The organism is Chitiniphilus eburneus (genome assembly GCF_005048205.1).
In the GTDB taxonomy this organism is placed as follows: domain Bacteria; phylum Pseudomonadota; class Gammaproteobacteria; order Burkholderiales; family Chitinibacteraceae; genus Chitiniphilus; species Chitiniphilus eburneus.
Genome location: NZ_SUMF01000001.1, coordinates 492,876 through 513,391, shown reverse-complemented (window position 1 = coordinate 513,391; position 20,516 = coordinate 492,876). Strand labels below are relative to the sequence as shown.

At 64.5% G+C, this 20,516-nt stretch carries 21 protein-coding genes; 7 read left to right on the top strand and 14 right to left on the bottom strand.

Features of this window, described 5'->3' with window-relative positions; genetic code table 11:
* Positions 1-225: 225 nt before the first annotated feature.
* Positions 226-1,068, bottom strand: a complete 843-nt coding sequence (locus tag FAZ21_RS02450; protein ID WP_136771680.1) for a sulfotransferase family protein — start codon at positions 1,066-1,068, stop codon at positions 226-228.
* Between the two features lie 209 nt (positions 1,069-1,277).
* Here FAZ21_RS02450 and FAZ21_RS02445 point away from each other — a divergent pair, with 209 nt between their 5' ends.
* The 3 genes from FAZ21_RS02445 (at position 1,278) to FAZ21_RS02435 (ending at position 2,917) form a co-directional block, all read left to right on the top strand.
* Positions 1,278-1,874 carry a phage tail protein gene (locus FAZ21_RS02445; RefSeq protein ID WP_136771679.1) on the top strand — a complete coding sequence of 199 codons (597 nt, stop codon included), beginning with the start codon at positions 1,278-1,280 and terminating at the stop codon, positions 1,872-1,874.
* A gap of 113 nt (positions 1,875-1,987) precedes the next feature.
* The gene (locus FAZ21_RS02440; RefSeq protein WP_136771678.1) at positions 1,988-2,296 is read left to right on the top strand and encodes a DUF6916 family protein; all 309 of its coding nucleotides are present in this window, start codon (positions 1,988-1,990) and stop codon (positions 2,294-2,296) included.
* A 132-nt stretch (positions 2,297-2,428) separates the two neighbouring features.
* The gene (locus FAZ21_RS02435; RefSeq protein WP_136771677.1) at positions 2,429-2,917 is read left to right on the top strand and encodes a hypothetical protein; all 489 of its coding nucleotides are present in this window, start codon (positions 2,429-2,431) and stop codon (positions 2,915-2,917) included.
* A 7-nt stretch (positions 2,918-2,924) separates the two neighbouring features.
* Here FAZ21_RS02435 and FAZ21_RS02430 read toward each other — a convergent pair whose 3' ends face one another.
* From FAZ21_RS02430 to metK, 3 genes are all read right to left on the bottom strand, one after another.
* A complete protein-coding gene (locus FAZ21_RS02430) occupies positions 2,925-3,425 on the bottom strand; it encodes a GNAT family N-acetyltransferase (RefSeq protein ID WP_136771676.1) in 501 nt (166 codons plus the stop codon).
* 402 nt (positions 3,426-3,827) lie between these two features.
* A complete protein-coding gene (locus FAZ21_RS02425) occupies positions 3,828-4,151 on the bottom strand; it encodes a rhodanese-like domain-containing protein (RefSeq protein WP_136771675.1) in 324 nt (107 codons plus the stop codon).
* A gap of 185 nt (positions 4,152-4,336) precedes the next feature.
* Positions 4,337-5,503, bottom strand: coding sequence for a methionine adenosyltransferase (gene metK / locus FAZ21_RS02420; protein ID WP_136771674.1), 1,167 nt, complete (start codon positions 5,501-5,503; stop codon positions 4,337-4,339).
* 169 nt (positions 5,504-5,672) lie between these two features.
* Here metK and FAZ21_RS02415 point away from each other — a divergent pair, with 169 nt between their 5' ends.
* The 3 genes from FAZ21_RS02415 (at position 5,673) to FAZ21_RS02405 (ending at position 8,731) form a co-directional block, all read left to right on the top strand.
* Positions 5,673-6,545 carry a lysophospholipid acyltransferase family protein gene (locus tag FAZ21_RS02415; protein WP_136771673.1) on the top strand — a complete coding sequence of 291 codons (873 nt, stop codon included), beginning with the start codon at positions 5,673-5,675 and terminating at the stop codon, positions 6,543-6,545.
* Complete coding sequence (locus FAZ21_RS02410; RefSeq protein WP_136771672.1) at positions 6,538-7,455, top strand: lysophospholipid acyltransferase family protein; 918 nt, start codon at positions 6,538-6,540, stop codon at positions 7,453-7,455. Before FAZ21_RS02415 ends, FAZ21_RS02410 begins: the two co-directional genes overlap by 8 nt.
* 160 nt (positions 7,456-7,615) lie before the next feature.
* Positions 7,616-8,731 carry a patatin-like phospholipase family protein gene (locus FAZ21_RS02405; protein WP_136771671.1) on the top strand — a complete coding sequence of 372 codons (1,116 nt, stop codon included), beginning with the start codon at positions 7,616-7,618 and terminating at the stop codon, positions 8,729-8,731.
* 153 nt (positions 8,732-8,884) lie between these two features.
* On the opposite strand, the gene FAZ21_RS02400 is transcribed toward FAZ21_RS02405, so the two are convergent.
* From FAZ21_RS02400 to gshA, 8 genes are all read right to left on the bottom strand, one after another.
* Positions 8,885-9,976 carry a tetratricopeptide repeat protein gene (locus FAZ21_RS02400; RefSeq protein WP_136771670.1) on the bottom strand — a complete coding sequence of 364 codons (1,092 nt, stop codon included), beginning with the start codon at positions 9,974-9,976 and terminating at the stop codon, positions 8,885-8,887.
* On the bottom strand, positions 9,973-11,604 hold the full coding sequence (locus tag FAZ21_RS02395) for a GGDEF domain-containing protein (protein WP_169307214.1): 1,632 nt from the start codon (positions 11,602-11,604) through the stop codon (positions 9,973-9,975). Before FAZ21_RS02395 ends, FAZ21_RS02400 begins: the two co-directional genes overlap by 4 nt.
* A gap of 57 nt (positions 11,605-11,661) precedes the next feature.
* A complete protein-coding gene (gene ptsP, locus FAZ21_RS02390; RefSeq protein ID WP_136771668.1) occupies positions 11,662-13,380 on the bottom strand; it encodes a phosphoenolpyruvate--protein phosphotransferase in 1,719 nt (572 codons plus the stop codon).
* A 25-nt stretch (positions 13,381-13,405) separates the two neighbouring features.
* Positions 13,406-13,678 carry an HPr family phosphocarrier protein gene (locus FAZ21_RS02385; RefSeq protein ID WP_136771667.1) on the bottom strand — a complete coding sequence of 91 codons (273 nt, stop codon included), beginning with the start codon at positions 13,676-13,678 and terminating at the stop codon, positions 13,406-13,408.
* Positions 13,679-13,697: 19 nt separating this feature from the next.
* Entirely contained in the window at positions 13,698-14,093 is a 396-nt protein-coding gene (locus tag FAZ21_RS02380) for a PTS sugar transporter subunit IIA (protein ID WP_136771666.1), read from the bottom strand.
* 284 nt (positions 14,094-14,377) lie between these two features.
* The gene (locus FAZ21_RS02375; RefSeq protein ID WP_246038450.1) at positions 14,378-15,403 is read right to left on the bottom strand and encodes an FAD:protein FMN transferase; all 1,026 of its coding nucleotides are present in this window, start codon (positions 15,401-15,403) and stop codon (positions 14,378-14,380) included.
* Between the two features lie 186 nt (positions 15,404-15,589).
* The gene (gene gshB, locus FAZ21_RS02370; protein WP_136771664.1) at positions 15,590-16,561 is read right to left on the bottom strand and encodes a glutathione synthase; all 972 of its coding nucleotides are present in this window, start codon (positions 16,559-16,561) and stop codon (positions 15,590-15,592) included.
* A gap of 97 nt (positions 16,562-16,658) precedes the next feature.
* Positions 16,659-17,951, bottom strand: a complete 1,293-nt coding sequence (gshA, locus tag FAZ21_RS02365) for a glutamate--cysteine ligase (RefSeq protein ID WP_136771663.1) — start codon at positions 17,949-17,951, stop codon at positions 16,659-16,661.
* A 298-nt stretch (positions 17,952-18,249) separates the two neighbouring features.
* On the opposite strand from gshA, the gene FAZ21_RS02360 reads away from it, so the two are divergent.
* On the top strand, positions 18,250-18,777 hold the full coding sequence (locus tag FAZ21_RS02360) for a hemerythrin domain-containing protein (RefSeq protein ID WP_136771662.1): 528 nt from the start codon (positions 18,250-18,252) through the stop codon (positions 18,775-18,777).
* On the opposite strand, the gene FAZ21_RS02355 is transcribed toward FAZ21_RS02360, so the two are convergent.
* Positions 18,778-19,176 (bottom strand): hypothetical protein, encoded by a 399-nt coding sequence (locus FAZ21_RS02355; protein ID WP_136771661.1) that lies wholly within the window; start codon positions 19,174-19,176, stop codon positions 18,778-18,780.
* Positions 19,177-19,299: 123 nt separating this feature from the next.
* Entirely contained in the window at positions 19,300-20,406 is a 1,107-nt protein-coding gene (asd, locus tag FAZ21_RS02350; RefSeq protein WP_211243337.1) for an aspartate-semialdehyde dehydrogenase, read from the bottom strand.
* Between the last annotated feature and the right edge of the window lie 110 nt (positions 20,407-20,516).

The following is a 20,516-nucleotide window of genomic DNA, read 5'->3' as shown; positions in this document are numbered from 1 at the left end:
ACAGAGAAAACCAACCCCGCGCCGATCTGACCAGATCCTGGTTGGGGTTTCGTTTTTCTCCGTGAATCTCTGTGCTGTCTGTGTTCTTCGTGGTTCAAGATCTGGGGTTTTCTTCCCCCAAACCACCACCCCGAAAACCGATCTCCAGTGTTGCCGCCGGATTCGACCCGGGCGGCATGACAGTTCTGTTGTTGTTATGTTGCGGTGTTGCGTTATTGCTACGGATTACGGCGTCGCTGCGGGCTCTGGCCGTAGCCGGATCACGTTGGCGGTGCTGGCGGCGCCGTCTTCCCAGAACGACAGGCGCGCGTACTGCTCGAACAGGTCGGGCGGCAGCACCGTGCGCCGGGTCTGCGGCGCCACGCGCGGCTTTACCCGGTGCAGGCCGCCGACGCCCAGTGCCTGGTCGAACTCGGGCGCGTCGTAGCGCACGTTGTCGAAATCGTGCTCGAACCACGGCTCGCCGAGAAAGTCGTAGACCAACCGCAGCACCTGCTCCGGCGCGCGGGTCAGCAGTTCGTAGTCCACCAGCAGCAGCGAATCGGCGTGCTCGCCGTAATACGCTTCCTTCAGCGCGGCCCAGGCAAAACCCACCAGCCGGTTGCGCTGCGCCAGGGTATCCACCCGGCTGTAGACGGTGTTGCGTTCGGTGTCGTCCACGAACAGCTTGGTGTTCTCGTACGGGTTGGCGCGGTACAGCCGTTCGATGCTGTCCATCACCCACGCCACGTTGCGCACGCAGGCGATCACCCTGGCCTGCGGGAACAGATCGCGCAGCGCTGGCAGGCGCGCGCACCACTGTCGGTTGGTATCGAACACCACCGGCCGTTCACAGTCGGCGTAGTAGTTGTCGAACAGCCCCTTCAGCAAGCGGCGCCGCTGTGCCAGTTCGATCATCGGGCCGAATTCGCTGCCGGCGCTGCACTGTGCCAGCACCGCGCCGAACAGCGTGCCGACAGGACTGGTCATGCCTGCCTGGAAACGCGGGTTCTGCAACAGCAAAGCTGACAACAGCGTCGAGCCGGAGCGTGGCAATCCGGAAATGAAGTGATAATGGGCTGTGGGCACGCTTACGTTTCACGAATCAATAAGTGAATACTATTCTATGTCACTTGCTGGGGACATAGGCACGGCGGATCAACTACGGATCAGTCACGAAAATGACGCTGTCTTTCGTCGGAAAATGCTTTATATCTCGCAAGACGCTGCGTTTACCACCGCCACAGGGGCGGCGGCACGGCAGCGCAACCCATCAGAAAAACAACTGGAGATGAAAGATGGAAGTTTTCATCGGTACCATTCAGCCGTTCGCATTCCCCTACGCACCCGCCGGCTGGGCGCTCTGTAATGGGCAATTGCTGGCGATCTCGCAATTCAGTGCGCTGTTCGCCCTGGTCGGCACCACCTATGGTGGCGACGGCGTATCCACCTTTGGCCTGCCCAACCTGCAAGGCCGCTCGCCGATTGGCCAGGGCACTGGCGCCGGCCTGAGCAACCGTCCGATCGGCCAGGTAGGTGGCGTCGAAAGCCTGACGCTGACTTCCAACAACATGCCGATGCATACCCACGCGATCACCAGCTCGCTGACCGTTGCCACCAACGTGCAACTGGCCGCAGCGGCCAGCAACCCGGTGAATGCGCCGACCGCGACCAACTCCTTTATCGGCGCCTCGGGCGGCGGCCAGGGCAGCGCCACCATCTATTCCGACGCGCTGGGCAATGCGCCGATCACGCTGCAAGGCGTGAGCAGCAACCTGGGTGGCACGGTGAGCGCTGCCGCAGCGGGTGGCAGCCAGCCGTTCGGGCTGATGAATCCGTTCCTGGCGGTGAATTTCAGTGTGGCGCTGAACGGCATCTTCCCGTCGCGCAACTGATCGTCTGTTCGAGCGCGGCCGGGCGGCTGCGTTCGAGGCGACCCGGCGCATGGCATCCGCTGTGCGTCGCTCCGCAGGCCGGGCTTCCCGGCCTGTGTTTTCCTGGAGTACCGATGCTGCACCAGATCGAAGCCAGCCATTTCCAGCCCCTGGTGGGCACCACCTGTTCGCTGGCGCTGCCCGACGGCCGCGCCTTGGCGGTGCTGGTGGAGCGGGTGGATCTCAAACCGCTGTCGCAGATGCCGGGCAGCCGCATGCCGTTCGCGGTGGCGATGACCGCGCTGGGCGGCAGCGATTTTGTCCACGGTTCGTGCGCGCTGGAATTGCCGACAGTGGGCCGCCTGGAAGGCATGTTCGTGTCGCGCGTGCCCGCCATGGGGCGCGACGAGCGCGCGGCGTATTTCCAGGTGGTGTTCAACTGACTGTGCCACCCCTTGCGCGGCACCGCGCAGCGGTCGACACTGCCGTGTTTCCGGGGATCGGTTTGCGGGCGCAAGGCCGCTTCACCCCGGAGCCGGCCCGAGTGGCGGGCCGGGCGACCACCCGGTGGAAGCATGGACCAAGACAACCCCTACGCGGCCTCCAGCGCCGATCTGACCCAGGTGGCCGTGCCGCGCCCCGGCTCGCCGGTGAAGGCGGTGCTGTACGCCTTCCTGCTGGACTTTGTCGGTTCCCATCTGCTGGGCGTGGTGCTCGGCATCGCCTACGGGACGTTGCTGACGCTGGGCGGCATGCCGCTGGATCGGCTCGAAGCGCACATGGCATCGCTGTCCTGGTACTCGCCGTACATGCTGACCGCAACGGTACTCGGCACAATGATCTCGTTGCTGGCAGGCTTCGTCTGCGCCCGCATCGCCAAGCGCCACGAGTATCGCTACGCGCTGATCGCGGCCACGTTGACCTGTGTTCTGACGGCATGGCTCACCTGGCGGCAGCTCAGCACCACGTGGCTGAGCCTGACCCTGCTAGCCTATGCCGCCTCTCTGCTTGGCGCCCATTGGGGCCGCAAGGTCAATCGCAAGGCGCAGGTAGCGGCCGGCTGATCGCTGTTCAGGAGGCCGTCGGGTACCACACCAGCCGTTCTGCCGTATCGCCGGCTTCTTCCACCTGGAACCCCAGCGCGATGTAGTGCTGCCGCGCGCGCGGGTTGCTGCGCCAGACTACCGCGGCCACCGGGCAGTGCACCTGCCGCGCCGCCTGCTGTACGCCTTGCAGTACGGTGCGCCCGAACCCCAGGCCGCGCGCGCTGGGGATGAACGCCAGGTAGATCACCCGTACCTCGTTGGGCCCGAAATCGACCACCAGTGCACCGATATTGGCCGCCGTTTTCTCGATCACGTAATGCATGGCATTGGGGTAGGCGGTGCCGGCGCCGGTCTGCAAGGTTTGATACTGCTGCGCGACCACGCTTTCGATCAGCTCCGGATCGGCGTCGATCAGTTGCAGATCGGGACGGGCGCTGCGATAGAGCGCGGCCAGGAACGGCTCGTCGCTGGGGCGGGCGGGGCGGATGGTCAGGCCATCGGCCAGGGCATTGGCACTATCGAGCATGGCGGTTCAGGACTCGTGGTCAATGAAGCGGTTGGTCGGATATGAGACTGCACACGTGTTGCTGCGCCCCAGTGGAATGGGCGCCGGCTGGCTAGAAGCCGAGGCGCTTCCGGCAATCCCGGCTTTGAAGAACACCCCTCGCCGCGGCGAGGGCGGGGGGAGTGGAATCGAGAAAGAGAGGGGCGTTACCGGCACCTCGCTCACGACGAGCGCCCGGCTTTGCCGGGGGCTTACGACAAATGGCCCGGCGTCGATCGGCGACACGCACTCCGACCCTCGCGGCGAGGGCGGGGGGGAGTGGAATCGAGAAAGAGAGGGGCATTACCGGCACCTCGCTCACGACAAGCGCCCGGCTTGGCCGGGGGCCTGATGCTCTGTCGTCATGGCAACTTGCCGGCAAGATCAATAGCGCGGAAAGGATCCATCAACCTCATCCGCCCAGCCCGCCACGCCGCCGCTCAGGTTGATCATCTGCTCGAAGCCGTTGCGTTCGAGGAACATCGCCACCTGATAGCTGCGCATGCCGTGATGGCAGATCACCACCGTCGGGCTATCCGGGTCGAGTTCCTGTTGCCGCGCGGGGATGTCGTTCATGGGGATGTGGACAATGCCGGGGAATGCGCAATGCGCCACTTCCCAGCCTTCGCGCACATCGAGCAGCACGGGGCGAGGGCGGGTGTCGTCGGCCAGCCAGGCGGCCAGTTCCTGCGGTTGCAGTTGTTGCATGGTGTCGTTCCAGTGGTGTCCGCCGGTCAGGCGGTGCCGCGCTCGTTCGGCCCGGTCGTAAAGCGGCGATGTTGCGGCGCGCCCGCGCGGGCGTCAATGCTGCGCTGTTGCGATGCCCCGTGGCGCCACAAATGGAAACGGGACGGCCCGAGGGCCGTCCCGTTTCACTGCCGGCTACAGCGGAATTACAGGCCGGCGTCGGCACGCAGCGCGGCGGCCTTGTCGGTGCGTTCCCAGGTGAAGTCCGGCTCTTCGCGGCCGAAGTGGCCGTAGGCTGCGCTGCGGGTGTACACCGGGCGCAGCAGGTCCAGCATCTGCACGATGCCCTTGGGGCGCAGGTCGAAGTGCTTTTCGATCAGCTTGACGATCTGTTCATTGGACAGCTTGGACGTACCCCAGGTATCGACCATGATCGATACCGGCTTGGAGATGCCGATGGCGTAGCTCACCTGCACCAGGCATTGCTTGGCAATCCCGGCGGCGACGATGTTCTTGGCAACGTAGCGGCCGGCATAGGCGGCCGAGCGGTCCACCTTGGAGGGGTCCTTGCCGGAGAATGCGCCACCGCCGTGCGGCGCGGCGCCGCCGTAGGTGTCGACGATGATCTTGCGGCCGGTCAGGCCGCAATCGCCCATCGGGCCGCCGATGACGAAACGGCCGGTGGGGTTGACCAGGTACTTGGGGTTCTTCAGCCATTCGGCCGGCAGCACCGGCTTGATGATCTCTTCGATCACTGCCTCGGACAACTGGGCGTGGCTGACGTCGGGATGGTGCTGGGTGGAGAGCACGATGGTGTCCACTTCCACCACGCTGCCCCGGTCGGCGTCGTAGCGCAGGGTGACCTGGCTCTTGGCATCCGGGCGCAGCCACGGCAGGCGGCCGTCCTTGCGCAGTTCGGACTGGCGCTGCATCAGACGGTGCGCGTAGTAGATGGCGGCGGGCATCAGTTGCGGGGTTTCGTCGCAGGCGTAGCCGAACATCAGGCCCTGATCGCCGGCGCCCTGGTCCAGGTCCAGCCCGGCGCCTTCGTCCACGCCCTGGGCGATGTCGGGGCTCTGCTTGTCGTAGGCCACCAGCACGGCGCAGGTCTTGTAGTCGAAGCCGATGTCGGAATGGTCGTAGCCGATGCGCTTGATGGTGTCGCGCGCGATCTGGATGTAATCAATGTTGGCGGCGGTGGTGATCTCGCCGGCCAGGACCACCAGCCCGGTATTCACCAGTGTTTCCGCGGCGACGCGCGCGTTTTTGTCCTGGGTGAGGATGGCGTCGAGAATGGAGTCGGAAATCTGGTCCGCCACCTTGTCGGGGTGGCCTTCGGATACCGATTCGGAGGTAAAGAGGAATTCTTTCATGGGTAAGGACATTCCTTCGGCGGGTTCTGATTCTGAAGCCCGCATCGTCATGCCACGCGGTTTCTCTACGGGAGGAATGGCGGGAAGCTGACGACGGACAGGCTCTTAGGGGTGTGGGCAGGGGGCAAAGCCGTTAAAATCCGGCTCTTCCCCAGCCCGAATCCATTCAATGCTCGTTGCGCTTTTCAAACCGCTGGCCTGGCTGCCGTTGCCGTTGTTTCATCTGCTCGGCTGTCTGCTGGGCTGGTTGACCTGGCTATGCTCGCCGACCTATCGCCGGCGCATGGCGGATAACCTGCGCCGCTCGGGGCTGGCGGAGCGCGAGGCCGATTATAGCCGATTGATCCGGTCAAGTATTGCCGCCCACGGCATGGGGGCGCTGGAGCTGATTCCCGCCTGGCTGCGCCCGCTACCGCGCGTGGCCGCGCTGGTGGTCGAGCGCGAGGGCTGGCAGGCGGTGGACGATGCGGTGGCACGCGCGGCACCCATCATTTTCGTTTCGCCGCACCTGGGGTCGATCGAGGTCTGCGGCGCCTATATGGCGGCCAGCCAGCCACGCCAGTTGACCGCGCTGTATCGTCCGCCGCGCATTGCGCTGCTGGAGCCGCTGATGCTGGCTTCGCGCACCCGTGGTGGCGCGCAGGCGGCACCCGCCAACGCGCAGGGCGTACGGCAATTGCTGCGCACGCTCAAGCATGGGCAGTCCGTCTACATGCTGCCGGATCAGGCGCCCGGTGGTGGCGATGGGGTGTGGGCGCCGTTCTTCGGTCGTCCCGCCTATACCATGACGTTATTGGCGCGCCTGGCACGCGCCAACGATGCCAGCGTGCTGTTCTGTTTTGCCGAGCGCCTGAGTTGGGGGCGCGGTTTCCGTGTGCATGTGCGGCCGTTGCAGGGCGCCTTCAGCGGTGACGCACAGGCCGACGCGGCGCTGCTCAATGCCAATATCGAGGCGCTGGTGCGGATCGCCCCCGCGCAGTATCTGTGGAGCTACAACCGCTACAAGCGCCCCTCGGGCGCGCCGGAGCCGACGCATGGCTGATGATGCCAATACGGCTCTGACCTGGAACGACCTGCCCTGGCGAGCCAAGCTGCTGGCCGTGCCGTTCTGGCTGCTGCGATTCCTGCCGTTTCCGGTGTTGCGCGTGCTGGGCGCGGCTCTGGGCCAGTTGCTGTACCTGGTGCCCGGCCGCCGCCGGGTAGGGCTGCGCAATCTGGAACTGTGCTTCCCGACGCTGCCGCTGGCTCAGCGCCGCCGTATGTTGCGCGAGCATTACCACACCTTCGGGGCCTGCGCGCTCAGCTACGGCATCCTGTGGTTTTCCAGCCCACGGCGGCTGAAGCGGCTGGTGGTGCGCGAGGGCTATGAACACTATCTGGCGATCAAGGATCGCCCGGTGATTGCGCTGGCGCCGCATTTCCTGGGGCTGGATTTCGGCGCTGTCCGCCATACGCTCGATCATTGGGGCGCCAGTATCTATACGTCCACCCACGATAATTCGTTCGATCTGTTGCTGCGTTTCGGCCGCAGCCGCTTCGGCCCGCCGCTGCTGTTCCGGCGCACCGACGGCATTCGCCAGGTGGTGCGGGCGCTGAAGCGGGGGGCATCGTTGTATTACCTGCCGGATCAGGACCTGGGCGCGTCCGAGTCGATTTTCGTGCCGTTCTTCGGGGTCGAGGCCGCGACGATTCCCGCGCTGTCGCGGCTGGCTCAACTGGGCAACGCCGCCGTGGTGCCGATGGTGACCACGCTGGAAGGCAATCGCTTCGTCACGCGGTTCTACCCCGCCTGGGAGCACTTTCCGTCGGACGACGTGATCGCCGATACCCGGCGTCTGAATGCCTTTATCGAGGCGCGGGTGCTGGAATGCCCGGCGCAGTATTTCTGGCTGCATCGTCGCTTCAAGACGCGCCCGCCGGGTGTGCCGGATCGCTACGGCCGCAAGGGCTGATTCGCGCTGCATGCCCCGATTTTGCTGAGGTTGTGCCCGGGGCCCCCACCCTTGGTAGTGGGGGAGCTTCAGTGCAGTCAATCCGTCTTTGGTGATCGTTTCCCGCCTGCCATAATGCCTGGGTACCACTTTTTCGCTGCGCCGCAACAAAGGAGACCCCATGCCCAAGGCCAAGACCGCGCTCATCATCGGCGGCGGCGCCCCCAACATGCCGCTGATGGCGGGTGCACTGTCGGCGATGATTCGCCAGCGGGTGCGTTTTGACGTGATTTCAACCTCGGGCGCTGGCGCGCTGGTGGGGTTGCTTTACGCCGCGCCCAAGGATGGCGACGCGATTGCTGCGCTGGCGAGCATGGTGCAGATGGGTGTGTCGGACCCGGTCTATCGGCTGATGCCGGTGAACTACAAGGTGTTCAGCAAGCCCGGCGTGCTGGCCGAGCAGTTCCGTGCCGAGCTGGCACGCTCGCCCTTCGCGGCGATGGTCGAGCAGTTGTCGCAGCAAAGCCCCGCCTGGCGCGCCTGGGCAGACTGGGTGCGGCTGATGTGGGCGGTGGCGACGCCCACCGATCTGACGCTGCGCAGCCTGGGCCTGTGCGCGCACGTGCCCTTCATCGAGGAAGTGGTCGATTTTGCAAAGCTGGCGGCATCGACCACGCCGATCTATCTCAATGCCTACAACCTGAATCGGCACGAAATGGTGCAATGGGAAGGCGCCGGGATCACTGTCGAGCGTTTCCGCGCCGCGCTGTCGTTCCCCTTTCTCTACCCGCCCACGGTGCTGCCGAACGAGGCGGGAGTCGGCGAGCACTATATCGAGGGCGCGGCGCTCGATACACTGAACTTCAAGGCACTGGTAGGGCCGGACGGTGTGCATCCGGAGATCGGTACCATGGTGGTGTTCGACGTACTGGGCGCCGATCTGCTGCTGCGCCCGCCGCGCGATCTGTACGACGCCTGGGTGATGTCGATCATCACGCCGCTGGTGGAAATCGCCAAGGATGACCTGAAGCTGTTCGACCTGGTCTACAACCGCAACCCGGATGGCAGCGAAAAGCGCCAGTTGCTGCGGGTGCCGTTGTTGTCGGACGAATTCCCGCCGGAGCGCTGGGCCGAGATGTTCGACTGGTCGTACTCCAACATGCACGACCTGTACCGCACCGGCTTCGACATCGGCCTCGCTTTCTGCAGTGAACACGCCGCCGCGCTGGACATCGTCTACGACGAATCGGTACGGTCGCTGCCGGAGGATTGGGTACTGGCGGATGTTGTGGGGTGAAGGCTTTGAACCCTGGATCTTGAACCACAGAGAACACTGAGGTTTCACAGGGGAAAATCGGGGGAATGGGGCCGCTACCTGGGCAGCTTTGGCGCGTTGTATGGCGACTCCTCGCCTTTCTCCGTCAAACCACTGTGTTCTCTGTGTCGATGCTCATGGCGCCAGGCCGCGCGCAATGCGTACCCGTTCCAGTTCCAGTTGATGTTCCAGGGCCTTGAGCCGGGCCGCGGTGCTTTTCGACAGCCGCACCGGGCTGCCCTGGCTGCGGTTGACGCGTCCGATTACCTCATGCATGCGTTTGTGGTGCGTCAGCGCCTCGCGATAGCGTCCGGTTTCCAGATAGGCCTGCGAGAGCAATTCCTCGGTTTGCAGCATCAGTGGCGAGAGGTTGGCCTGCTGGGCCAGTTGATCGGCTTTCAGCAGGTATTCCAGCGCTTCCTCGGTGCGACCTAACTTGCGGTAGGTGCGACCCAGGTTGAGCAGCACCTGCGTTTCACCCCAGCGGTTGCCATGTGAGCGATAGATTTCGTGCGCCTGGTTCAGATAATGCTCGGCCTGCCGGTATTCGCCACGCTCGAAATACACCAGACCGTAATAGGACACGATCTCCGCCTGCCAGATTTCGGTGTCGGGATCGAGTGCGTCCAGGCATTCGCTGGCGCGGTTCAGCGCTTCCAGCGCCTGGTCGTAGCTGTGCAGCTTGTAGGCGACGCTGGCGAGATTGATTTCGATCTGGCAGATCAGCCGGGAGCTGTTTTCCTTTTCGGCCAGTTGCAGCGCCACGCCGTGGAAGTAACGCGCGGTGGAATAGTCGTTCAGCGCGTCGTAGACCTTGCCGACACCGACATAGGCGCGCGCGCACCACAGCATGGCGTTCTGCTCGCTGGCGTACTCCAGGCATTTGAGCCAGGCATCCAGCGCGCGCAGGTACTCGGCCAGGTCGTAGCAGAACATCGCCTGCCGATCCTGGGCCGAGGGCTTGAGCGTATCCAGGTGATTGTGGGAGATATAGCGCTGTGCTTCGCGGATGGCTTCCAGCCCTTGCTGGCGGGCACCGGTGCGAAACAGTGCGGAGGAGCGCGCGATCATCATCCGGCCGACCAGCATCGGCTGGTTGTTGCTCCGCGCTTCGGCGAGCAGCGCGTTGGCACGCGCCACGACGTCCGGTTCGACCTGCAGATTGAGCAGGCAGAAGGCGTCGATGCGTTGCGCGAGCGACGGTTCGGTGGCGGCGGTGGGATTCATGCTTCCTCGCTTTGCATGAATATGCGGTTGCGGCCGCCCTGCTTGGCCTGGTACAGCGCGGCGTCGGCGCGGCCGACGATGTCCTCCACCTGTTCGTCCGGCCCCAGCAGCGCCATGCCGACGCTGATCGTGACGGACAGGCCGGCGACGATGGTGCTCCAATCATGCCCGGCAACGCGTGCACGCACACGTTCGGCCACGTGCAGCGCGCCGATGGCGTTGGTGTGCGGCAACACCAGGACGAATTCCTCGCCGCCGTAGCGGTACAGCAGGTCGCCTTCGCGCAGGGTTTCCTGAATGCGTGCGACGCCGGTTTGCAGCACTTTGTCGCCGATCAGGTGCGAGAACGTGTCGTTCACGCGCTTGAAGTGGTCGAAGTCGATCACCGCCACCGATAGCGGATAACCCTGTTCGTGTGCCTCCTGCACTTCCAGCGGCAGGCGCTCGTCCAGTGCGCGGCGGTTGAAGATGCCGGTGAGCGCATCGCGGTAGGCGGCGGCCTCCAGTTGCTTCATGCGCGATGCGCGCTCGCTGGTCTGCTGGCGCAACTGGGTCAGTTCGAGTTCGGAGGACAGTAGCTTGAGACGGATTTCGGCGGCGGCGAGGCGACGCGATGCCAGCGAATTCAGCTTGGCCGAAAGATCGCTCTTCATCATCAGCATGTAGTGCTCGTGGTAACCCACGTGGTGCATCATCGCGCGCACGAAATCGCCGCGCGCCTCGTAGAGCTGCGAGAGTTCCAGGTGGATCTGCTGCACCAGGTTGGGCGAATCGAACTTGGCGACCACTTCCGTGGCGCGCAGCAGGTATTGCTCGGCACTGGTATCGTCGTCCTGCCTGCGGGCCAGTTGGCCCAGCCCCAGCAGGTTGATGGTCTGGCCCCAGAGGAAGCCGGCGTCCAGGTTGATGGCGTAGGCGCGTTTCAGGTAATCCTGCGCGGCTGCCACATGGTTCTGGCGCATGTGGATGGCGCCGAGGTAGTTGTAGATTTCCGCCTGCCAGTCGCGCCGTAATGGCAGGATCAGTTCGGCCTCGGCGCAATGCAGTACGTTTTCCGCGAGCGAATAACGCTCCAGCTTGATCAACGCCGATGCGAGGTGGATGTTGCTCTTGGCCCGCAGATCACGGTCGCGCTGGGCCGCGGCGAAGTCGGCGGCGATGGCGAGATAGTGGAAGGCGGTGTGCAGATCCTCGTGCAACATGTAGAGGTTGCCGAGGCCCAGGTAGATCTCGGCGTACAGATCGACGGCGTTGATGTCCAGCGCCAGTTCCAGGCTCTTGAGCCAGTTCTGGATCGCGGAGGCATTGTTGCCGCTGCCGGTGTAACACTGGGCTAGCGACAGGTGGACATCGGCCAGCAGGCGCCGGTTTTCCACTTCCAGTGCCAGGCGCAGTGCCCGGCGCAGGATGGGCAGCGCGGCGGACGCGCCCATCATCACCAGCAGCGAGCGGCCCCACCACAGGCGGGCCTCGGCCTCCGCAGCGGTATTGCCTTGCCGTGCGGCGATTGTGGCCACCTGGGTGGCCAGCGTCAGGCACTCCTCGCATTTGGGGGCGAACATTGCCTTGGCTTCCGCCAGCCGCTGCGCGATATCCTCGTTGATGTCTTGTTCGTGTTCGACGGTCAAGATGACCACCTCACTGTATGGCGCTTCCATGGGAAGCGCAGCCGCGATGGGCGCCCGTTACAGATCCGCCAGCAATGTACGGACCGCATTCGCATCCTCCGCCAGCAACAGCGCCGGCACCGCCTGTTGCAGCCGCTCCAGGTCCGCATCGAGGATGCGGCGCTTCACCTTGAGCAACTGCGCCGGCAACATCGAGAAACGGCGCAGACCCAGCGCCAGCAGCAGCGTGGTTAGTTGCGGATCGCCCGCCATTTCGCCGCACATCGCCACCGGTTTGCCGATCCGGTCGGCGGTGGTGATGACGTGATGCAACAGGTGGATCACGGCGGGATGCAGCGGGTCGTGCAGGTAGGAGACCGCATCGTCGTTGCGATCCACCGCCAGCGTGTACTGGATCAGGTCGTTGGTGCCAATGGACACGAAGTCGAGCTGCTTGAGGAAAGCGCCCACCGTCAGCGCGGCGGCTGGCACTTCGATCATGCCCCCCAGCTCGATCTCAGCATCGAAGGGTAAGCCTTCGGCGGCCAGTTGTTCTTTGATCTCTTCCAGATGGCGTCGTGTTTGCCGCACTTCGTTCAGATTGGACAACATGGGCACCAGTAGTTTGATCTTGCCGTAAGCCGAAGCGCGCAACAGCGCGCGCAACTGCGTGCGGAACAACTGCGTCTCCGCCATGCACAGGCGGATGCCGGTCAGCCCCAATGCGGGGTTGGGCGAATCGCTTTCCTCCTGCCACTTGGGAATCTTGTCCTTGCCCAGGTCGATGGTGCGGATCACCACTGCGTGGCCCTGCATCGATTCGGCCACCTGGCGATAGGCGTCGAACTGCTCGTCTTCGGTGGGCAGGTCATCCTCGTCGCGCAGGAACAGGAATTCGGAGCGGAACAGACCGATGCCGGCCGCGCCTTGGGCCAATGCCAGCGCGGTGTCGTCCGGCAGCTCGATATTGGCCAGCAGTTCGATTTCCACGCCGTCGCGCGTGACCGGGTGCGCATAGCGGATGTCCTGCAAGGCGCGCTGGCTGGCCTGCCAGTCGCTCTGGCGGGCACGGTATTCCACCAGCACCTGCTCATCCGGATCGACGATGACCACGCCGTTGATGCCATCGACGATGATCAGTTCGTCCTCGCGGATCAGCGCCTGGGCATGGCGCAGCGCCAGCACGGCGGGCAGGTCCAGGCTGCGCGCCAGGATGGCGGTGTGCGAAGTGGGGCCGCCGACATCGGTGATGAAGGCGAAGTAATGGGTGTCCTTGAACAGCACCATGTCGGCGGGGGACAGATCGTGGGCCACCAGGATGCTGTCCGGCCGCGAGGGGGCGGGGGGCTGGATGTGATGGCCGGCGAGCGCCTTGAAGATGCGGTCGGTTACCTGGATCACGTCGGAGCGGCGCTCGCGCAGGTATTCCTCTTCGATCTCGTCGAACTGCGCCAGCAGGATATCGAGCTGTTGTTTGAGCGCCCATTCGGCATTGCAGCGCTGGGCTTCGATGATGAGGTGCGGCTCGGCGGTCAGCGTGTGATCGTTCAGCAGCATGATGTGCAGGCTGAGGAATGCGCCCAGCTCGGCGGGCGCGTGCTCGGGAATGCTGCCCCACAGCGTTTCCAGCTCCTGCCGCGCCAGGCGGATGGCGGCGTCGAAGCGGGAGATTTCCTGCGGGACGTCTTCTTCGGCGATGCCGTAGTGCGCGATCTCTATTTCGTTATGCGAGATCACATGGGCATGCCCGATGGCGACGCCTCCGCCGATGCCGATACCGTGCAGCGTGATTCCCATCCGCGTCTCCTCGCCCCGCTGAAAGTTATTCGCCTTCGCCGAAGCGATCCGCCACCAGCGCCACCAGCGCATTCATGGCTTCGTGCTCGTCCGGGCCGTTGTCGGTTTCGATGACGATACTGCTGCCTTTGCCTGCCGCCAGCATCATGACGCCCATGATGGATTTGGCATTGACGCGGCGTTGATTACGGGTGATCCAGACTTCGCACTTGAACTGGCTGGCCAACTGCGTGAATTTGCTCGAGGCCCGTGCATGCAGGCCAAGCTTATTGACGATTTCGACTTCCTGTTGCGTCATGGGTGATTTCCGATTGGCGTTACTCGAGCGGCGGCAGCATGTAGAGCACGCCTTCCAGGCCGCCAGTGATGGCCTTGCTGACCACCACTTCCAGCGATTGATGACTATAGGTCAGGGCGCGCACCAGCATCGGCAGGTTGACGCCGGCCACGGCCTCGATGCGATTGGGTTCGATCAGACGGTTGGCGACATTCGACGGGGTGCCGCCGTAGATGTCGGTCAGCAACAGCACGCCCGAACCATCGTCAAGCGACTGCACCAGTTCGCGCGCACGGCGGACGACGTCGTCCGGGTCGTCGGCCTTGCTGACGGCCAGTTGCGCCAGATTGTCGAGCGGACGACCCATGATGTGCTGGGCACACGAGATCAGCGCTTCGCCGAGGCTGACATGGGTAACGATGACGATTCCGACCATGCGGATGGCTTTCCTGAATGTGCGGTTTTCTGACGTTATAACTGAAAACCCCTCCGCGATGCACTCAGGGATATTGTCCTGGATCGTCCTGACGCATCGGCACGCCCCGGGTGCCTGGATCGGAGTGCGGGCCAGTGCATGCGCTAAGGCGCCGACGGGCCGGTAGGGGATAAATGGGCGTTGTCACCAGCTTAGGGCGTGTCATCAAATATCGCGACAGCGTTCGGCGTAGTTCGGGATGCGGCGCAAGGCGCTGGACGCGTCGCGGTATTTGATGACACGCCCTAACGCAGGCGGTAGAGATGGGGAGGGTTCACCAGCCACTGTAACCGGGGCTGCATGCTGGCGCTGACGAAAACGCTGCCGTCGTTTGCCACGAGCAGCACATCGCCGATGCCGAAGCGCGCCGCATAATCGATCGCATGCTCGCGCCCACCGATGAAGATCGGTTTGGTGGCGGTGTCCGAGATGGCGCCAGCCTCGCGGGAGGGCGGCGCGATGACGGTGGCGGATTGCAGGGAGCGGGCCGGTTCACCGGTACGCGGGTCCAGCAGGTGCGAATAGCGTTTGCCGCCGACTTCGAAATAACGCTGGTAATCCCCCGAGGTGCCGATGGCCTCGCCGTCGCGTAATGCGATCACCGCCATGGCGCGTGGCTGGCGCGGGTGTTGCAGTCCCACCTTCCAGGATTCTTCGCCCTTGCGCCCCAGCGCCAGTACGTTGCCGCCAATGTTGATCAGCGCGTTGTAGACGCGATGGCGGCGCAGGTAACTGGCGCTGCGGTCCAGCGCCCAGCCCTTGGCAAAGCCGCCGAAGTCGAGTTGTACGGCGGGATTGCGGCTGCTGACCGTGCCGCCGACGATGGTGAGGTCTTCCAGCGTCGGCTGCGCGGCTACCAGCGCCGCGCGTTGGTCCGGGTCGGGCAGCCGGGCGGGGTACTGGTCACCATGAAAGCCCCACAGGCCGATCAGGCCACCGATGGCTGGGTTGAACAGTTGATCGGAGCGCCGCGCGTAATCGCGCGCTTCGTCGATGATGCCGATCAGCTCGGTATCGGCGTTGCCGGCCTCGTTTTTTGCCAGGGCGGCGTTCAGTTGCGTCAGCGGCGAAGGCTGCCAGGGATGTAGCCGGGCGTGCAGTCGGTCCAGTTCCGCCAGTACCGCGGCGGCGTGCCGGGCGGCAAGGGGTTCGGGCAGGCCCCAGATGGCGATGTCCACCTTGGTGCCGAAGACGAAGCCGGTTTGCTGATAGAGCGGCGGCTGGCCGCAGCCGGCCAGGGACAGCGCAAGGAAGGGGGCGAACCAGCGCAAGCTGGTGGTGAGAAGGCTGCGGGGGGAAAGAGAGACGGGGGAAGAGGGAAGGGCGGGGCAGTGGCTGCGCCAAGCGTTGTTCATTGTCGAACGGACACGGTGCCACGCGGACCACCAACGTGCGTTGACGCTTCCCCCTTCCCGCTTTCCCCTGCCCAGGGGCTCCCTTCCCGACAGTGCTTTCACTCAACCTTCTTTCCGACGTGAAGCGGCGGTGACCTTGCGCTCCAGCGCATCGATGAACAAGGCCGGCACGTCGATGCCCGATTGCTGGGTGATTTCCTGGAAGCAGGTCGGGCTGGTGACGTTGATCTCGGTGACGTAGTCACCGATCACGTCCAGGCCGACCAGCAGCAGCCCGGCCGCGGCGAGGCGCGGGCCGAGCGATTCGGCGATCTCGCGATCGCGCGGGCTGAGCGGCCGGGCGTAGCCGGTGCCGCCCGCGGCGAGGTTGCCGCGTGTTTCGCCGGCCAGCGGCACGCGCGCCAGGCACCAGTCCACCGGTATGCCGTCGATCAGCAGGATGCGTTTGTCGCCATCGACGATGGCGGGAATGTAGCGCTGTGCCATCACGGTGCGCGTTTCGTTGTGCGTCAGTGTCTCGATGATGGAGCCGATGTTCGGGTCCTGCCGCGTGAGGCGGAAGATACCGGTCCCCCCCATGCCGTCCAGCGGCTTGAGAATGATGTCGCCATGCTCGGCGAGGAAGTCGCGCAAGTCCGCCGCGCGTTGGGTGACGCGGGTGGGTGCGATCACCTCGGGAAAGCGCAGGATGGCGAGTTTTTCGTTGTAGTCGCGCAGTGTCTGGCCGGGGTTGAACACCCTGGCGCCTTGCTGTTCGGCCAACGTGAACAGGTGCGTGGCGTACAGGTATTGCTGGTCGAATGGTGGGTCGGTGCGCATCAGCACCGCGTCGAAATCGCGTAGTGCGCGGGTCTCGGCGCCGCCCAGTTCGAACCAGTGCTGGTATTCCTGGGTATCGGTGAAGGCCAGCGGGCGGGAGCGGGCTTCGACCACGCCTTCGCTCACGCGCAGGTCGGCGGCCTCGCAGAACCATAGCGTCCAGCCGCGCCGCGCCGCTTCGCGCAGCATGACGTAGGTGGAGTCCTTGTGGATCTTGAAGCCCTGGAGGGGATCGGCGACGACGAGTAGGTTCATTTCAGAGCCTGTTTACGATCATTCACGACAGCGTTCGGAGCCCCCGCGGGATCGGGCCGAAGAGGCCCCCCGCGTGGCAATCCCTGAAAACAGGCGCTTACACCGCCAGCGCGACTTCCTGCGCCACCGGTTCCAGTTCGTGGGCCGCGGCGAGCAGGGCCAGGCGGGCGACCACGCCGTAGGCATAGAACCGGTTCGGTTCGCTGTCGGGCGCACCGTCGCAATCCGGCGTGGTACACGGCGTGGCGAAGGCCAGCGGCGCGAAGTGCATGCCGGGCGCATTGAGGTTTTCCTCGGGACCACGCCCGGTATGCACGCGGTAGAAGCCGCCGATGACGAAGCGGTCCAGCATGTAGACCACGGGCTCGGCGACGGCATCGTCGATATGTTCGAAGGTGGGAACGCCTTCCTGCACGATCACATCGTGTACTTCTAGGCCCTCCTTGACCACCGACATCTTGTTGCGCTGCTTGCGGTTCAGGCCGCGCACCTCGTCGGCGGATTTTACGCTCATCACGCCCATGCCGTAGGTGCCGGCGTTAGCTTTCACGATGACGAAGGGCTCGTGGTCGATGCCATGTTCGGCGTACTTGCGGCGGATGCGCGCCAGCATCGCATCCACCGATGCGGCCAGCCGGTCTTCGCCGTCACGCTGGTGGAAGTCCAGGCCGTCCACGTGGTCGAAATACGGGTTGATGACCCACGGGTCGATGCCGATCAGGCGAGCGAACTCGCTGGCGACGTGATCGTAGGCGGCGAAATGATTGGTCTTGCGGCGCGTGGACCAGCCCGCGCGCAACGGCGGCAGTACCTGCTGCTCCAGGTTTTGCAGGATGGGTGGAATGCCGCCGGACAGATCGTTGTTCAACAGCACCACGCACGGGTCGAAGCCGGGCAGCGTCAGGCGGTCGCCATGACGTTCCAGCGGCTCCAGCGTCAGTTTATGGCCGTCGGGCAGGTCGAGCGTGGTGGGTTCGATGATGTCAGGGTTCAGGCTGCCCAGGCGGACGGCGAGGCCCGATTGGCGCAGGATGCGCACCAGGGCGGCGACGTTTTGCAGGTAGAAGGTATTGCGGGTGTGGTTTTCCGGGATCAGCAACAGGCGGCGCGCACTCGGACAGAGGTCTTCCAGGGCGCCCATCGCGGCTTGTACCGCCAACGGATGGAATTCGGGGTTCAGGTTGTTGAAGCCGCCCGGAAACAGGTTCATGTCCACCGGCGCGAGCTTGTAGCCCGCATTGCGCAGATCGACCGAGCCGTAGAACGGCGGCGTCAGTTCCTGCCACTGATTGCGGAACCAGTGTTCGATCTCCGGCTGCGCGGCGAGGATCTTGCGTTCCAGGTCGAGAATCGGGCCCGTAAGGGCGGTGACGAGATGCGGTACGCTCATGGGGAATCCTTTTTTGCCACGGCCGGGATGAATGCCCGTCGGAGCGGCTCCGTACTCCGCGCAGGGCGGATGCGGGCTGGCGCTCTGTTTTTGTTCGCCCTGGCGCGGACGTCAGGGTGATCGGGCACTCTAATATGAGGTTGGCCCATCCAGAATCAAGAAGGTGCCACATCGGCGTGACGACGGCGATGGCTGCGCATGCCGGATATCGGCAGATAGCTCATGGTTTGATCCTGGCACAAGCGAGGTATCGCGCCGCCGGTATCATGGAGGGCTTACCTTTCTGGCTGGACGGATCATGCGCGATCCTTTCAATACCGAGGCGGTTGGCTTCGACGATCCATTGGCGATGCTTCATGCCTGCCACGAGCGGGTGCGTCACTACGCCGGTTTGCTGCCCAGGCTGGCGGCCCATGTGACGGAGCATGGCGTCGATGCCCAGGCAGTCGAGGCCGCTCGCGCCATCCTGCGCTATTTCGATGTGGCCGCCCCTTTGCACCACGCCGACGAGGACGACGATCTGTTCGCCTTGCTGGCCGGACGCCTGCAGGGCGAGCCGCTGCGGGTCCTGCGCGAACTGCAGGTCGAGCACGATGTGCTGGGCGTGCAATGGCAGCACTGGCGGGGTCTGCTCATGTCGCTGATACAGGGGCACGGCGCGGTGCTGAACGAAGTGTCGGCCATGGCGTTCGCCCAGCAGTACATCGCCCATGCGGATCGTGAGGAAACGCATGTCTATCCCTGGGCGGAGACGCTGGTGCGGCCGGACGAACTGGTGAAAATGGGTCGGCGGATGGCGGCGCGGCGCATGCCGGCCACCGATTGATCAGTCGCCGCCCGGGCTGACGCCCCGCATTGGCCGATCCCGACGCTCGCCGATGCCCTGGCGAATGTTAAGTGCGTGGTAGCGTGCCAGGGCCTGGCGTTGTTCGCGCGGCAGCGATTCATCGTGGTACGCGGCCTGGATCAGCTCTTTCTGCACGAAGGCCAGTTGCCGCGCCAGCAGCGCGCAGTCGGGCATCGCCACACCCCGGTTCATGTCGGCCACGATGGCCAGCGCGTCACGCTTGATGCGATACAGCAGCGATTGGCTCAGTGGATGGGTGGCTTTGGCTTCCTGTCTTGCCCGGGTGGCGGGCAATAGTTCCGTTGGCGCCAGCAACGCGTTTTCTTCCTGCACGCGCACCGGGCCGCGCTTCAGGCGTTTCAGCATGTTCCACAACATGGTCGTTCGGTCTCCGGGCAAAAGAAACGGGACGTCGTGCGTCCCGTTCTTCCTGGGCGGCCTTGGAGCAGGCTCTCGGATACTGCGAGGCGCGGCACCGGGCGGTGCCGCCGGGGTGTTGCCTTAGTCTTCGAGCAGGATGCGCAGCATGCGGCGCAGCGGTTCGGCCGCACCCCACAGCAACTGGTCGCCGATGACGAAGGCGGAAACGTATTCCGGCCCCATGTTCAGCTTGCGCACGCGGCCCACGCCGACGTCCAGCCCGCCGGTGATGCTGGCCGGGGTCAGTTCCTTCACCGTGACTTCGCGATCGTTCGGCACCCACTTCACCCACTGGTTGCCCGACTTGATGATCGATTCGATCTCGGCGAGCGGCAGATCCTTCTTCAGCTTCAGCGTCAGTGCCAGGCTGTGGCAGCGCATGGCGCCGATGCGCACGCACAGGCCGTCCACCGGGATCGGCGCGCTGTTGCCCAGGATCTTGTTCACTTCGGCCTGGCCCTTCCATTCTTCCTTGGACTGGCCGTTTTCCAGTTGCTTGTCGATCCAGGGGATCAGGCCACCGGCCAGTGGCGCGCCAAAGTATTCGGTCGGCACGTCGGAGCGGATGGTCTGCGCGACCTTGCGGTCGATGTCGAGGATGGCGGAGGCAGGGGTGGCGAGTTCATCGGCCACCGAGCCATAGACCACGCCCATGCCCTTGAGCAGTTCGCGCATGTGGTTGGCGCCGCCGCCCGATGCCGCCTGGTAGGTCATGGAGCTGACCCATTCGACCAGACCTTCGCGGAACAGCGCGCCCACGCCCATCAGCAGGATGGAGTTGGTGCAGTTGCCGCCGATGTAGTTCTTCACGCCACGGGCCAGCGCGGCGTCGATCACGCCACGGTTCACCGGGTCCAGGATGATGACGGCGTCTTCTTCCATGCGCAGCGTGGAGGCGGCGTCGATCCAGTAGCCGGTCCAGCCGGCGGCGCGCAGCTTGCCGAAGATGTCGGTGGTGTAGTCGCCGCCCTGGCAGGAAATGATGATGTCCATCGCCTTGAGGTCGTCGATGGATTTGGCGTCCTTCAGCGTGCCGGTGGCGCCGCCGATGGCCGGCGCGGGCTGACCGGCCTGCGAGGTTGTGAAGAAGACCGGCTCGATCAGGTCGAAATCCTTTTCTTCCTGCATGCGCTGCATCAGCACTGAGCCGACCATGCCGCGCCAGCCGACGAGGCCAACTTTCTTCATCATCATTTCCTTTGCAATGGGTAATTACGCGTAAGCCCCTGATGTTAGAGAAAAACGCCGTGTCGCGCCAGCCGGCGGTGCAGTGCAGCAAGATGGCCCGGCCAGGGCCC

Excerpts from the sequence above, each read along its gene's own strand:
- FAZ21_RS02445 (WP_136771679.1), top strand. The coding sequence starts at position 1,278 with ATGGAAGTTTTCATCGGTACCATTCAGCCGTTCGCATTCCCCTACGCA.
- FAZ21_RS02440 (WP_136771678.1), top strand. The coding sequence starts at position 1,988 with ATGCTGCACCAGATCGAAGCCAGCCATTTCCAGCCCCTGGTGGGCACC.
- FAZ21_RS02435 (WP_136771677.1), top strand. The coding sequence starts at position 2,429 with ATGGACCAAGACAACCCCTACGCGGCCTCCAGCGCCGATCTGACCCAG.
- FAZ21_RS02430 (WP_136771676.1), bottom strand. The coding sequence starts at position 3,425 with ATGCTCGATAGTGCCAATGCCCTGGCCGATGGCCTGACCATCCGCCCC.
- FAZ21_RS02425 (WP_136771675.1), bottom strand. The coding sequence starts at position 4,151 with ATGCAACAACTGCAACCGCAGGAACTGGCCGCCTGGCTGGCCGACGAC.
- metK (WP_136771674.1), bottom strand. The coding sequence starts at position 5,503 with ATGAAAGAATTCCTCTTTACCTCCGAATCGGTATCCGAAGGCCACCCC.
- FAZ21_RS02415 (WP_136771673.1), top strand. The coding sequence starts at position 5,673 with ATGCTCGTTGCGCTTTTCAAACCGCTGGCCTGGCTGCCGTTGCCGTTG.
- FAZ21_RS02410 (WP_136771672.1), top strand. The coding sequence starts at position 6,538 with ATGGCTGATGATGCCAATACGGCTCTGACCTGGAACGACCTGCCCTGG.
- FAZ21_RS02405 (WP_136771671.1), top strand. The coding sequence starts at position 7,616 with ATGCCCAAGGCCAAGACCGCGCTCATCATCGGCGGCGGCGCCCCCAAC.
- FAZ21_RS02400 (WP_136771670.1), bottom strand. The coding sequence starts at position 9,976 with ATGAATCCCACCGCCGCCACCGAACCGTCGCTCGCGCAACGCATCGAC.
- ptsP (WP_136771668.1), bottom strand. The coding sequence starts at position 13,380 with ATGGGAATCACGCTGCACGGTATCGGCATCGGCGGAGGCGTCGCCATC.
- FAZ21_RS02385 (WP_136771667.1), bottom strand. The coding sequence starts at position 13,678 with ATGACGCAACAGGAAGTCGAAATCGTCAATAAGCTTGGCCTGCATGCA.
- FAZ21_RS02380 (WP_136771666.1), bottom strand. The coding sequence starts at position 14,093 with ATGGTCGGAATCGTCATCGTTACCCATGTCAGCCTCGGCGAAGCGCTG.
- gshB (WP_136771664.1), bottom strand. The coding sequence starts at position 16,561 with ATGAACCTACTCGTCGTCGCCGATCCCCTCCAGGGCTTCAAGATCCAC.
- gshA (WP_136771663.1), bottom strand. The coding sequence starts at position 17,951 with ATGAGCGTACCGCATCTCGTCACCGCCCTTACGGGCCCGATTCTCGAC.
- FAZ21_RS02360 (WP_136771662.1), top strand. The coding sequence starts at position 18,250 with ATGCGCGATCCTTTCAATACCGAGGCGGTTGGCTTCGACGATCCATTG.
- FAZ21_RS02355 (WP_136771661.1), bottom strand. The coding sequence starts at position 19,176 with ATGTTGTGGAACATGCTGAAACGCCTGAAGCGCGGCCCGGTGCGCGTG.
- asd (WP_211243337.1), bottom strand. The coding sequence starts at position 20,406 with ATGAAGAAAGTTGGCCTCGTCGGCTGGCGCGGCATGGTCGGCTCAGTG.